11 protein-coding genes are annotated in these 12,550 nt (G+C 68.3%); 6 read left to right on the top strand and 5 right to left on the bottom strand.

The annotated features are described in order from the left end of the window. The first annotated feature begins 170 nt into the window (after window positions 1-170). From DYI37_RS08560 to DYI37_RS08550, 3 genes are all read left to right on the top strand, one after another. Window positions 171-1,412, top strand: a complete 1,242-nt coding sequence (locus tag DYI37_RS08560; protein WP_116682778.1) for a GGDEF domain-containing protein — start codon at window positions 171-173, stop codon at window positions 1,410-1,412. 409 nt (window positions 1,413-1,821) lie between these two features. Next, window positions 1,822-3,081 (top strand): threonine ammonia-lyase IlvA, encoded by a 1,260-nt coding sequence (gene ilvA / locus DYI37_RS08555; protein ID WP_116682777.1) that lies wholly within the window; start codon window positions 1,822-1,824, stop codon window positions 3,079-3,081. Window positions 3,082-3,423: 342 nt separating this feature from the next. Next, window positions 3,424-3,744: a DMT family transporter gene (locus tag DYI37_RS08550; protein ID WP_116682776.1), complete on the top strand. Its 321-nt coding sequence runs from the start codon at window positions 3,424-3,426 to the stop codon at window positions 3,742-3,744. On the opposite strand, the gene DYI37_RS08545 is transcribed toward DYI37_RS08550, so the two are convergent. The 3 genes from DYI37_RS08545 to rpsT form a co-directional block, all read right to left on the bottom strand. Further along, window positions 3,722-4,309, bottom strand: a complete 588-nt coding sequence (locus DYI37_RS08545; RefSeq protein WP_245413835.1) for a GNAT family N-acetyltransferase — start codon at window positions 4,307-4,309, stop codon at window positions 3,722-3,724. The genes DYI37_RS08550 and DYI37_RS08545 overlap by 23 nt on opposite strands. Continuing rightward, window positions 4,306-5,151, bottom strand: a complete 846-nt coding sequence (gene sseA, locus DYI37_RS08540) for a 3-mercaptopyruvate sulfurtransferase (protein ID WP_116682774.1) — start codon at window positions 5,149-5,151, stop codon at window positions 4,306-4,308. The genes DYI37_RS08545 and sseA overlap by 4 nt, the downstream gene beginning before the upstream one ends. A 402-nt stretch (window positions 5,152-5,553) precedes the next feature. Next, window positions 5,554-5,823, bottom strand: a complete 270-nt coding sequence (gene rpsT, locus DYI37_RS08535) for a 30S ribosomal protein S20 (protein ID WP_116682773.1) — start codon at window positions 5,821-5,823, stop codon at window positions 5,554-5,556. A gap of 743 nt (window positions 5,824-6,566) precedes the next feature. On the opposite strand from rpsT, the gene proV reads away from it, so the two are divergent. The 3 genes from proV (at window position 6,567) to proX (ending at window position 10,112) form a co-directional block, all read left to right on the top strand. Next, window positions 6,567-7,760, top strand: coding sequence for a glycine betaine/L-proline ABC transporter ATP-binding protein ProV (gene proV / locus DYI37_RS08530; RefSeq protein ID WP_147307900.1), 1,194 nt, complete (start codon window positions 6,567-6,569; stop codon window positions 7,758-7,760). Further along, window positions 7,753-8,955, top strand: coding sequence for a glycine betaine/L-proline ABC transporter permease ProW (proW, locus tag DYI37_RS08525; RefSeq protein WP_116682772.1), 1,203 nt, complete (start codon window positions 7,753-7,755; stop codon window positions 8,953-8,955). The genes proV and proW overlap by 8 nt, the downstream gene beginning before the upstream one ends. Before the next feature lie 125 nt (window positions 8,956-9,080). Beyond that, the gene (gene proX / locus DYI37_RS08520; protein WP_116682771.1) at window positions 9,081-10,112 is read left to right on the top strand and encodes a glycine betaine/L-proline ABC transporter substrate-binding protein ProX; all 1,032 of its coding nucleotides are present in this window, start codon (window positions 9,081-9,083) and stop codon (window positions 10,110-10,112) included. 166 nt (window positions 10,113-10,278) lie between these two features. On the opposite strand, the gene DYI37_RS08515 is transcribed toward proX, so the two are convergent. Beyond that, entirely contained in the window at window positions 10,279-11,481 is a 1,203-nt protein-coding gene (locus DYI37_RS08515) for a glycosyltransferase family 4 protein (protein ID WP_116682770.1), read from the bottom strand. Next, window positions 11,478-12,524 (bottom strand): glycosyltransferase family 4 protein, encoded by a 1,047-nt coding sequence (locus DYI37_RS08510; protein WP_116682989.1) that lies wholly within the window; start codon window positions 12,522-12,524, stop codon window positions 11,478-11,480. The genes DYI37_RS08515 and DYI37_RS08510 overlap by 4 nt, the downstream gene beginning before the upstream one ends. Between the last annotated feature and the right edge of the window lie 26 nt (window positions 12,525-12,550).

Raw genomic sequence — 12,550 nt, 5'->3', positions numbered from 1 at the left:
CGCCGCCCTGTCATGGGGCGGTGGGGCGGGGATGCGGCCGCGCGCCGCACCCTTTACGGAGCCGCGGGCGGACGCCCCATCCATCGGATTGAAGGGAAATCCGAAAGGTTTTGGAAAATACCGGAGCCTAGTTTCCGCTGGCGACTAACAGGCGATTCGGTACGGACTATATGACGCTGATTGGGCTCGGGCTCGCGATCGCGGACCTTCTCGCGCCGAAGACGAACCGGCCGGGGCTCGGCGAAGGCTCCGCGCAGGGCGACGGCGAACGCGATCGGCGGCGCCGGCTGATGCGGATCGAGATCGCTCTCGGAACCGCCGTCTATCTCGGCTTCTCGGCGATCGACTGGCTGGTGGTGCCCGGCATAGCGCCGCTGCTCACGGTCCTGAAATTCGGGCTCGCTTTGCCGCTCGCCCTCCTTCTCCTGCGCTTCGTGGCCGACCCGGCGCGGTCGCTTGCCTCGCAGCAGGTCGCGGCGGGCGGCGTCGCGGTCGTGTTCGCCGCGCTCTTCGCCCTCGCACTCGCCCTCTCGAACGATCCGCATGCGCCGGTCTATCTGATGGCGACGAACGGTATCCTGATCTTCGCGGTCTCCCTCCTCGCCCTCCCCTTTCGCCTCGCCTCAAGTGTTGCCGCCTCGATCATCGCGATCGAGGTCGCGGCCGCCTCCGCCGCCCCCTTCGCCTCGGTGACGGCGGTCCTTGCAACCCTCTTCGCCTCGATCAGCATCGCCGCGCTCGCGCTCTACGCCAACGGGCGTCGATCGCAGGAGCGCCGCCGCCATTTCACGATGCTGCGGCGCGAGGAGGTGCGGCTCGCGACGATCGCGCGCCAGCGCGACATGCTCGTGCGGCTGGCCGCGATCGATCCTCTCACCGGGCTCCTCAACCGGCGCGGACTTGAGACAGATCTCGAGGCCAAGCTCGGCCGGGCGGACGGGCGCGACACGATCTCGGTGACGATGATCGATATCGACTGCTTCAAGGCCTATAACGACGCCTATGGCCATCCGGCGGGGGACGAGGTGCTGCGCAAGGTGGCCGCCTGCCTGCGCGAGATCTCGGGCGAGAGCGCATCGGTTGCGCGGTTGGGTGGCGAGGAATTCGTCGTCGTCGAGATCGGGGTCGAGGCATGCCTGCTGCGCCTCTGCGGCGAGCGCCTGCGCCAGAGCATCATGGCGCTGGAGATCGACCATCTCGCCAACACCGCCCTCGACCGGCTGACGGTGTGCATCGGGATCGCCTGCGACACCTGTCGGGGCTGCGATCTTCCCGCGCTCTTCGCGGCCGCCGACGAAGCGCTCTATGCGGCCAAGGCGTCGGGACGCAACCGGGTGGTCGTCGCAGGCACCACGGCCATGGACGGGGAGATCGCCCCGTCCGCCACCTCCGCCGACCCCCAGGCATCCTGACCGCGCATCGAAGCTTCGAGGATGGGGCGGCGCCCGCGGCCTTTACATTCGCCCGGCGATCGAAGACAAGCGGCGGAAACCACGGCGGCGAGACGGAAGGGGAGCGCTCAGATGATGATCATTCGTTCGATCGACGACCGGACCTTCCTGCCGATTATCGGCGCCGGCGCCCTCGCCTGATCGGTCTCGGCCCTCGCAAGAAGGGTCGATGCGACACGAAGAGGCGAGCGCGACCGGCGGGCCGGACCGAGGCGGACGAACGCCCGGCGGCCGAGTGGTCCATTCCACGACATCAGTCCGAGACACGGGGAGCCCGGCCGGCGCGAAAGAACGCGCAACGGGGCCCGTCCGGGGACGCGCCGAGACGGGCCAGCGTTCCGCATCCTAATCCAAGGTTTTCTACGAACCCATGACCGATCCCGAATTCACGCGCGGCGTCGCCGAAGCCGAAACCGCCCTGCGCGACCTCTTCGCCATGACGCCGCTGCAGCTCAACGAGCACCTGTCGGCCAAATACGACGCCCGCATCTTCCTGAAGCGCGAAGACCTGACGCCGGTGCGCTCCTACAAGATCCGCGGCGCCTTCAACTTCATGCGCAAACGCATGGCGAGGGGCGGTACCGATGCCCGCTTCTCCTGCGCTTCGGCCGGCAATCATGCCCAGGGCTTCGCCTTCGCCTGCCGCCATTTCGGCGTGAAGGGCCGCGTCTTCATGCCGGTGACGACCCCCCAGCAGAAGATCGCCAAGACGCGGACCTTCGGCGGGGATGCGATCGAGATCGAACTCGTCGGCGACTTCTTCGACGACTGCTACCGGGCGGCGAAGGCCTATGCGGCGAAAGAGAACGCCGAACTCGTGCCCCCCTTCGACCACGAGAACATCGTGGAGGGCCAGGCGACCGTCGCGCTGGAGACCCTCGCCCAGCTCGGCGGCGAAAGCGCCGACATCGTGGTGATGCCGGTCGGCGGCGGAGGCCTCGCCTCGGGGATGACGCGCTATTTCCACGGCATCGAGGCGGGCCCGCGCGATCTTCGCTTCGTCGAGCCGCTGGGCGCGCCGAGCCTCAAGACCAGCCTCGATTCGAAGGTACTCACCAAGATGGAGAAGATCGACGGCTTCGTCGACGGCGCCTCCGTCGCCGAGATCGGCCAGATCCCTTTCGACATCCTGAAGCGCTTCGACAGCAGCGTCGTGCATCTGGCGCCCGAGGGGCGGCTCTGCGGCACGATGCTGGAAATGCTGAACGTCGAGGGCATCGTGCTCGAACCCGCAGGCGCGCTGACGATCGACGCGCTGAAGGGGTTCGGCGCGAGCCTCAAGGGCAAGACCGTCGTCGCGGTCGTCTCGGGTGGCAATTTCGACTTCGAGCGGCTGCCCGACGTCAAGGAGCGGGCGCTGCGCTTCGAGGGCCTGAAGAAGTATTTCATCCTGCGCCTTGCCCAGCGGCCCGGCGCGCTGAAGGACTTCCTCGGCCTGCTCGGCCCGGACGACGATATTTCCCGCTTCGAATATCTGAAGAAGTCGGCGCGGGACTTCGGCTCGATCCTGCTCGGCATCGAGACCAAGGACCGGGAGAACTTCGCGACGCTGCTCGCACGGTTCGAGGCCTCGGGCATCCGCTACCAGGACATCACCAACGATCCGATCGTCGCCGACCTCCTGATCTGAGGAGGGGCAACACGGATCGCGGGGGCAGGATGGCGTGACGGGGCGGGCTCGGGTCCGCCCCCGAGGCATCAGCCCTGCCCTTCCACGGGCGCCCTTACGGGATCGTCCGGGGCGTTGGCTGGATCGGCTGTGCGACTGCGCCGCGCCGCGCGCGGTAGGAAACGACCGGGGTCCCGGTGCCGGGCCATAGCGAAGATTTTTCGCTCCGAAGGCGCGAAAGACAGGTTTTCTCTTCGCGCGCGGGTCTTATCTAAGGGCATGCTCCGATGGGGACGACCCCCACGGCTTTGCCGCGGAGCCTGTTCGACATCACGGGACGGCCCGATCCTGAAGGAGCCTCACATGGCCTGGGTCATTCTCGTTCTCGCCGGCCTTCTCGAAACCGTCTGGGCTTTCACCATGAAGCTCTCGGAGGGGTTCACGAAACCCTGGCCGACCGTCGTCACCATCGCCACCATGATCGCGAGCTTCGCGCTTCTCGCCACCGCCATGCGCACCCTGCCGCTCGGCACGGCCTATACGGTCTGGACGGGGATCGGCGCGATCGGCGCCTTCGTCGTCGGCATCCTGTTTCTCGGCGAGAGCGCCAACCCCGGACGCCTGATCGGGGCCGGCCTCGTCGTCGCGGGCCTTGCGGTCCTCAACCTGTCGAGTTCGAGCTGATCGCGCCTGCCGAGGCCGCCTGCCGCATCTCGTAGGATTGGAAGCTCGGCGTCCTCACCTCGCGCGTCGCGTAAGGCACGAAGCCGTGCTTGCGGTAGAGGCCGAGGGCGGCGGGATGGTCGAGGGTGTTGGTCTCGATGGTGACCCGTTCGGGCCCCTCGGCAAAGCCTGCCGCGATCGCCTCCTCGAAGACGGGCCCCGCAAGGCCCCGGCCGCGAAAGCCCGGCAGGATGGCGAAATGGACGATCCGCGCCGAACGCGCCATGCGCTTCACCTCGATCTCGAACCAGCCGGCGGTCTCGTGGCCGAGGCTTGCGAGATAGATGCGCGTGCGCGGATTGTGGATCTCGTCGGCCAGCGCCCTGTCGGGCAGGAGCCGCGAGGTCCAGTGATGGGCCGCCCCGACCGCGACGTAGAGCTCGCGATAGCGCTCGAGCGGCAGGCGGGGCACCTCGTCGACCCTGAGATCGTCCCGCCGCGCCGCGACCCGCACGCGGGCGCGGTGGGCCTCGGCGCTCATTTCGAGGCTCGTGACCCGGGTCGTCAGCAGTTCGACAGGCCTCACGAAGCCGTCTCGACCGGCGTATCGGCGGCCGAGCCCCATTCGCTCCACGACCCGTCGTAGAGCTTCACGTCGCGATTGCCGATGGTCTCGAAGGCAAGATTGAGGATCGCGGCGGTCACGCCAGAGCCGCAGCTCGTCACCGCCGGCCCGTCCGGATCGATGCCGGCCTCGCTCATGCGCGCGCGAAGCGCGTCCGCGCTTTTCAAGCGGCCGTTCTCCTGAAGATCGGCGAAGGGCAGATTGGCCGAGCCCGGCATATGGCCGGCGCGCACGCCCGCGCGCGGCTCGGCGACGGTGCCGGCGAAGCGCTCGGCCGGGCGCACATCGACGATTTGGCGCCCGCCGCCCGAGACGAAACCGCGCATGTCGCCGAGCCCGGCAACGGCCGAGGCGTCGAAGTCGGGCCTGAAGATCGCGGTCCCCACCGCCTGGGTTCCGGTTTCGAGCGGCCGGCCCTCGGCGGTCCAGGCCGGCAGCCCGCCATCAAGGACACGCACGTCGCGCGCGCCGAAGACGCGCATCATCCACCAGACGCGCGGGGCCGAGAACAGGCCCATCCCGTCATAGACGACGATCGTATCGGTGGCCGCAATGCCGAGCGCGCCCACTTTGGCGGCGAAGAGCTCCGGCGAGGGCAGCGTATGGGGCAGCGGCGAGCCGGGTTCGACGATCTCGTCCTGATCGAAGAAGACGGCGCCGGGCACGTGGCCCGCCTCGTATTCCGCGCGGGCCGAGCGCCCCTGGGCCGGCAGATACCAGGAGGCGTCGACGATCGACAGCCCGTCGCGGCCGAGTGCGTCCGAAAGGTCGGCGGGCGAGATGAGATGGGGGTTCTGGCTCATGGGACCTTCGCGAATGGGCGCCGGCGTGGGGCCGGCGGAATGTCGTGTAACGGCTTTGCGCGCACCGGGTTCGTCCTCGCCCGGCCGCTGGATGGCCCGGAGGCTCCCTCCCCCCCGAAGATCCTCCGATCGCACGTGCCATGCAAGATCGGCGAAGCGCGAGCGGACGGGAAAGGCGCCGAACGTCCTGGAGCCTCGGACCCGATCGAAGAACCGGGTCCGGGCCTTCGGCTCACCGCCGACGCATCGGATGGTCCGACAACCGGGTCCGCTTCTCCGGCCGATGCTAGAGCGCCCGGCGCGAAAACACCCGAACGCGAAAAAGGCCCGGGATACGACCCCCGAGCCTCTCATAACGATCATCCGTCCGGCACCTGCCCGCGGGCAGCGCCTATGGACGTCTCAGGCCTGGGCCAGCTTGTTCACGCGCTGGGCGAGGCGGGAAATCTTGCGCGAGGCGGTGTTCTTGTGGAACACGCCCTTGGAGGAAGCGCGCATCATCTCCGGCTCGGCCTGGCGGAGGGCCTCGGCCGCGGCACCCTTGTCGCCGGAGGCGAGAGCCTCCTCGACGCGGCGCAGGAAGGTGCGCACACGCGAACGGCGGGCGGTGTTGATCTCGGTACGGCGGGCGATCTTGCGCGCCGCCTTCTTGGCCGAAGGCGTATTGGCCATAGGGCGTCTCTTTCCTGTCTAGACTGATCGTCGTCAGATATGTCCGGTCCGCCCCACGGTCCCGCAGGCCGATCGAATGGCCAGGCACCGCCGCAAGGCGAAAAAGCGCCCGCGAGGGCGCTCAAAGTCTTGGGGCTGCTATAAGGGCCGGCGGCCGCCGCGTCAAGTATCGTCGCGCCCCGCCCCCCACCCGGATGGCCCGCCCGGATGGCGCCAGGGCGGCGTTTCGGATTTCCACATTCTTTTCGCGGCGATGGCGACCGGCCCGTTTCCCGGCCCCGGCGGGAGGGCGCCGGAAGGGTCCGGCCGCACCCCGCCTACGGCGGATCTGCGCAGCCAAGGCAGGAGCCGCGCAGTCGGGGCCGGCCGCAGGCGGCGCCGCGAACCCGTTCGGGGCGCTTTCGAAGGATTTCGGCGGTGGACATGGCTGGCCCGACTTGCGAGTGTTCCCGCACGTCACGGCGAAGGACGCCCCATCGAGGGCGCTCGCGGACAGAACGCGGATCGACCGATCTTGCAGCGCACAAGAATTGCCTCCCGATTGACCGGTCCGCATAAAAACGAGGCAAATAACCGGGTCCGCGATTGTTGCAATGCAACATAGACGCCGATAGTCATCGCGAAACCAAGATGCCCAAACCCAATGAAAAATGTCGGATTTACAATCGTTACCACTTCAAACTCGCCGTATAGCTTAAAAATTCGTGTATCGAATGCCGTGCAGCCCGTTGGGGAGGTGTTGAATGAGCATGACTGATGCCTTGCAGGTCCGGAACCTTTTCAAGGTCTTCGGAGACAAACCGCAGGAGGCGATCGATCTCTACCGGCGGGGCGACGACAAGGACGACATCTTCGCCAAGACCGGCATGATGCTGGGCGTCTGCGACGCCAGCTTCACGGTTCGCGAGGGCGAGATCTTCGTGGTGATGGGGCTTTCGGGCTCCGGCAAGTCCACCCTCGTGCGGATGCTGAACCGGCTGATCGATCCTTCTGCGGGCGAGATCATCGTGGCCGGCCAGGACATCGCGACCCTGAAGGAGGACGAGCTTCTGTCCTTCAGGCGCCAGCACATCTCGATGGTGTTCCAGTCCTTCGCCCTGATGCCGCACATGACCGTGCTTCAGAACGCCGCCTTCGGCCTCGAACTGTCCGGCGTGCCGCAGAAGCAGCGCGAGGAGCGCGCGCTCGACGCGCTCAAGCAGGTGGGCCTCGGGGCCTATGGCAGGAACTATCCCAACCAGCTTTCCGGCGGCATGCAGCAGCGCGTGGGCCTTGCCCGGGCGCTCGCCAACGACCCGACCATCCTCCTGATGGACGAGGCCTTCTCCGCACTCGATCCGCTGATCCGCACCGAGATGCAGGACGAGCTCCTGACGCTTCAGGCCGAGCAGCGCCGCACCATCGTCTTCATCAGCCACGATCTCGACGAGGCCATGCGCATCGGCGACCGGATCGCGATCATGCAGGGCGGACGGGTCGTGCAGGTGGGCACGCCCGAGGACATCCTCAACCGGCCGGCCAACGACTACGTCAAGTCCTTCTTCCGCGGCGTCAACGTGCAGAACGTCATCAGCGTCAAGGACATCGCCCGGACCGACGACATCGCCGTGCTCCAGTCCTCGCAGGCCGCCACCGAGGCGCTGCGGGAGATGGGCCATGCGGGCTTCGGCTTCGTGACCGGCCCCGACGGCCGCTTCGAGGGCGCGGTCTCGCGGGCCTCGCTGGAAGCGCGCGGATCGGGCGGGGATCTCAGCGGCGCCTTCCTGCAGAACGTCGACCCGGTCGGCGGCGATGCGACGCTCACCGATCTCATCCGGCCGGCCGCGCGCCACGAATGCCCGGTGCCGATCGTCGACGCGCGCGGCCTCTTCATCGGGGCCGTCAGCCGCAAGACCCTTCTGGAATCCATGCAACGCGATGGAGCGACCCATGGTTGAGATTGCACAGGCAGACAATCCCTGGGCGACCGGCGGCGCGTCGCAGCCCGCAGCCGGCGCCGCGACGGCCCCGACGGCCAGCGACGCCGCCGCGGCCAATCCCTGGGGCGGCGCAGGTTCGGGCGCACCCGCCGGCACCGACGTCGCCCAGCCGGGCGCGCCCGCCGCGACCCCGGACTGGCTGGCGAACGCAGCCCCCCCGCCCGATGCCCAGGGCTTCGACATCCTCCACCCCTTCGGCCAGCACGGCCATGCGGTGATCCCGCTCGACGACTGGGTGACGACGGGCCTCAACTGGGTGGTCGAAAATCTGCGGCCCATCTTCCAGGCGATCCGCATTCCCGTCGACGGGGTCCTCACCTTCATCGAGGCGACGCTCCAGAGCACGCCGCCGATCCTGATGATCCTTCTCATCGGGCTTCTCGCCTGGCAGATCTCGGGCCGGGGCCTCGCCATCGGCTCGGTGCTCTCGCTGATCTTCGTCGGGCTGATCGGGGCCTGGGAACAGTCGATGGTGACGCTCGCCCTCGTCTTCACCTCGGTCTTCTTTTGCGTCGTCATCGGCCTGCCCACCGGCATCTGGCTGGCGCGCAACGACCGGGCCGCGACGACCATGCGCCCGATCCTCGACGCCATGCAGACGACGCCGGCCTTCGTCTATCTGGTGCCGATCGTCATGCTGTTCGGCATCGGCAACGTGCCGGGCGTCGTCGTCACCATCATCTTCGCGCTGCCGCCGCTGATCCGCCTCACCAATCTGGCGATCCGCCAGGTGCCCGCCGATCTCATCGAGGCCTCGCGCAGCTTCGGCGCCTCCTCGCGCCAGATGCTCTACAAGGTGCAGCTGCCGATCGCGATGCCGACCATCATGGCCGGCGTCAACCAGACGCTGATGCTGGCGCTCTCGATGGTCGTCATCGCCTCGATGATCGCCGTCGGCGGCCTCGGCCAGATGGTGCTGCGCGGCATCGGCCGGCTCGACATGGGCCTTGCGACCGTCGGCGGCGTCGGCATCGTGATCCTCGCGATCCTGATCGACCGCATGACCCAGTCGCTCGCCCGCTCGCGCCGCGATCGCGGCAACAAGGCCTGGCACGAGGTGGGCCCGATCGGCTTCGTGCGCGGCGCGATGAGCCGCGGCTCGGCCGTGGCCGCCACCGAGGAACGCGCGGCCGCCGGCAAGGCTTCGGCCTGACGCCCGCTCCCCGCGTCACGAGAATCGGACCGGTGCCCCGCGCATCGGTCCGCGACCTTGCGGGCGTTCAGCTTCAAGCGAAGGCGCCCGCGATCCATCAACCATCACGAACAGGGAAGAGACCTATGACACTTGCATCCAGACGGACGGTTCTCGCACTTGCGGCCGCCCTCGGCTTCTCGCTCTCCAGCGTCGCGATGCCGGCCTTGGCGCAGGACGCTTCAAAGCCCGGCGAAGGCGTGTCCGTCATTCCGCTGAAGTCCTCGATCGCCGAGGAAACCTTCCAGACCCTTCTCGTCTCCAAGGCGCTCGAAGAACTCGGCTACGATGTCAGCGACATCAAGGAGATCGAATATGCCGCCGGTCACGTGGCGACCGCGAACGGCGACGGCACCTTCATGGCCGACCACTGGGACCCGCTGCATGCCGACTTCTACGCGGCCGCCGGCGGCGACGAGAAGCTCTATCGCGAGGGCGTCTATTCGCCGGGCGCGCTGCAGGGCTACCTCATCGACAAGAAGACGGCCGACGAGCACAACATCACCAATATCGAGCAACTGAAGGACCCGGAGATCGCCAAGCTCTTCGACGCCGACGGCGACGGCAAGGCCGATCTCGCCGGCTGCACGCCCGGCTGGGGCTGCGAGGCGGTGATCGAGCACCAGCTCGACGCCTACGGCCTGCGCGACACGATCACCCACAACCAGGGCGCCTATTCGGCGATCATCGCCGACACGATCACCCGCTACAAGGAAGGCAAGCCGGTTCTCTACTACACCTGGACGCCCTACTGGGTCTCCGGCGTGATGGTGCCCGGCAAGGACGTGACCTGGCTGAACGTGCCGTTCTCCTCGCTGCCCGGCGAGCGCTCCGAGATCGACACCGCCCTGCCGGACGGCTCGAACTACGGCTTCGAGGCGAACAACCAGAAGATCATCGCCAATCGCGCCTTCGCCGAAGCCCATCCCGATGCGGCCAAGCTCTTCGCGATCATGCAGGTCTCCTCGAACGACATCAGCGCCGAGAACCTTCTGATGCAGCAGGGCCAGGATTCGGAAACCGATATCGACGCCCATGCCGATGCCTGGATCGCCGGTCATCAGGAGCAGTGGAACCAGTGGCTCGACGAGGCGCGCGCCGCCGCCAACAAGTCCTGATCGGCGAGAGGCGGGAGCGGACGGGCGCCGGAGCGATCCGGAGCCCGCTCGGGCCGCCTCGGGCGATCATCACCTGAAGAACGAAGGGCCGGACGATCGAGGATCGTCCGGCCCTTTTCGTCTCGCCCCCGGTCCGCGTCGGACGATCTCGGCCTCGAGGCGACGTCTATTTCCGCCGCGACGCCCCGTGACGATCGATCGCGGCGGCGTAGAGGTCGAGCGTTCCGGCGGCAAGGCTTGCCCGCGTGAAGCGGCCGGCGGCGCGAAGGGCCTTGTCGCGAAGGGAGAGGCGCAGATCGCCGTCGGCGATCATCGGGCGCAGCACCTCGGCGAGCGCCGGCCCGCTATCGGCCTTTGCGAGAAGCCCCGCGCCCGCATCCCCGACGAAGCCGCGTGCCGACGGATCGAGGCCAAGGCCCGCCACCGGCCGGCCGAAGGCGAGCGCCTCCTGATAGACGAGACCGAAGGATTCGTAGCGCGAGGGTGCGGCGACGAGATGGGCCCGGCCATAGGCCGCGTCGAGCGCCGCGTCGTCGAGCCGGCCAAGGGGCTCCATCACCGCCCGCACCCCGTCGGAACGCTCAGAAAGATCGCCCGCCTCGATGCCTGCCAGACGCAGGGTGAAGCGCGGCAGGGCGCCGGAAGCGGTCTCGCGGGCGAGGATCTCGGAGGCTTCCATCAGGCAGTCGAAGCCCTTGCGATGCTCGGGCCGGCCGACGAACAGGATCTCGACCGCCTCGCCTGCCGGCGGATAGGGCGCCCTCGCTGCGGCCTCCAGCCGGGCGGGCGGCAGGGACAGGCCGACGACCGCGGACGGCGCGGCATCGCTCAAGCCGTAGAGCGCCCGGACCTTGGCCTCGTGCGGCGCGGTGTTGAAGATGTGCCCGTCCGAGCCCTTCGCGGTGCGCGCTTCGAGGCCGCAGGCGAAACGCCCGTCCAGCCGGTTTCGCAGCCCCTTGCCGGAGAGGGCCCCGCTGGTCGCGGCCGGCGTCGAATGGCGGGTGACGAAGGGCAGGCGGACGATCTGGGTCGCGAGCGCGCCGGGCGCATACCAGTTGGTCGCCTCCACGCAGTCGAACGGGGCCTTCACGTGATGGGCGGCAAGACGCCGGCCGAGCCAGCTCGGCCCGACCAGATGGCCGAGCGCCATGCGCCGGCGCAGGAAGCCCGCGACACCCGACTTCTCAGGCAGGCAGCCGACCACGCGGACGCCGCCATGGGTCTCGGTGCCGGACCGGTCGAGGCAGAACAGCGTCACCTCGACGCCCGCCCCGGCCAGACTCTCGGCGATCTCGCGCGCGGCGATCGCCAGCCCGCTCGCGCTCGGCGGATAGTCCCAGGCGAGGATCGCCGTCCTTCGGATGCTCATTGCGACAGAAGCCTTTCATAGACGGCGAGATAGTCCTCGGCCATGCGCCGGGCGGTGAAGCGGGCCTCGAAACGGGCGCGGATGCGGGCCCGGTCGAGACCGGATGCCTGCTTGAGGGCGTCCGCCGCCTCCTCCTCGGACGAGACGACGAAACCCGTCACCCCATCCTCCACGATCTCGCGCACCGAGCCGCGATCGAAGGCGACGACCGGGGTGCCGCAGGCCATGGCCTCGATCATCACGAGGCCGAAGGGTTCGGGCCAGTCGATGGGAAAGAGGAGCGCGCGGGCGCCTTCGAGAAGGGTCTGCTTGCCCGCATCGTCGAGGGGACCGACGAAGACCGCGTCCTCGCCGAGAAGCGGCTCCACCCGCTCGCGGAAATAGGTGGGATTGCCCACATCGACGGCGCCCGCAAGGCGGATCGGGACGCCGGCACCGCGCGCGATGCGGATCGCGGCATCGGGCTGCTTCTGATCGGTCATGCGGCCGATGAAGGCGGCATGGCCCGCTCGTCCCGAGCCGTGCCGATAGCGATTCGCCGCGATCCCGTGATGGACGACGCCCGCCCGGTTGGCCTCCGGGATGCCGCTCTCCTGGCTTTTGGAGATTCCGACCACCGGAAGGTCCGGAAACAGGGAAAAGAACAGCTGTCTATCAAGTTCGTCGACCCGCCAATGGATGGTCGTCAGCGACCTTTGGCGCCTCTCGCCGAGGAGCGCGGCATGGAAGAATTCGCCATGGCAGTGGACGATGTCGAACTGCGACAGGCGCTGGCGCACGGCCTCCATCTGCGCCGTCTCGAGCACCTGCGGGATCGAGGGCGGGACCCTGCCATGCCGCTCCTCCAGGGCTTTCAGGCTCGGCAGGTCGCCGATGCGCGGAACGTCGCAGCCGCTGTCGGACGGCGCAAAGAGCGTCACCTTCACGCCGAGACCGGACAGCGCGCGGCACAGATCGTCGACGACCCGTTCCGTGCCGCCGGAGGTCTCAGGGGGCGTTGGATAGATGACTGTCGAAACTTGGGCGACTCGAAGCGTTCTCATCGGCATCCATATGGGCGAAAGTTCTG

Origin of the sequence: Fulvimarina endophytica, assembly GCF_003403015.1 — a bacterium.
GTDB classification, from domain to species: Bacteria; Pseudomonadota; Alphaproteobacteria; order Rhizobiales; family Rhizobiaceae; genus Fulvimarina; species Fulvimarina endophytica.
This window is presented reverse-complemented; position numbering and strand designations above follow the sequence as displayed.

Excerpts from the sequence above, each read along its gene's own strand:
- DYI37_RS08550 (WP_116682776.1), top strand. The coding sequence starts at position 3,424 with ATGGCCTGGGTCATTCTCGTTCTCGCCGGCCTTCTCGAAACCGTCTGG.
- proW (WP_116682772.1), top strand. The coding sequence starts at position 7,753 with ATGGTTGAGATTGCACAGGCAGACAATCCCTGGGCGACCGGCGGCGCG.
- sseA (WP_116682774.1), bottom strand. The coding sequence starts at position 5,151 with ATGAGCCAGAACCCCCATCTCATCTCGCCCGCCGACCTTTCGGACGCA.
- proX (WP_116682771.1), top strand. The coding sequence starts at position 9,081 with ATGACACTTGCATCCAGACGGACGGTTCTCGCACTTGCGGCCGCCCTC.
- DYI37_RS08515 (WP_116682770.1), bottom strand. The coding sequence starts at position 11,481 with ATGAGCATCCGAAGGACGGCGATCCTCGCCTGGGACTATCCGCCGAGC.
- proV (WP_147307900.1), top strand. The coding sequence starts at position 6,567 with ATGAGCATGACTGATGCCTTGCAGGTCCGGAACCTTTTCAAGGTCTTC.
- ilvA (WP_116682777.1), top strand. The coding sequence starts at position 1,822 with ATGACCGATCCCGAATTCACGCGCGGCGTCGCCGAAGCCGAAACCGCC.
- rpsT (WP_116682773.1), bottom strand. The coding sequence starts at position 5,823 with ATGGCCAATACGCCTTCGGCCAAGAAGGCGGCGCGCAAGATCGCCCGC.
- DYI37_RS08560 (WP_116682778.1), top strand. The coding sequence starts at position 171 with ATGACGCTGATTGGGCTCGGGCTCGCGATCGCGGACCTTCTCGCGCCG.
- DYI37_RS08510 (WP_116682989.1), bottom strand. The coding sequence starts at position 12,524 with ATGAGAACGCTTCGAGTCGCCCAAGTTTCGACAGTCATCTATCCAACG.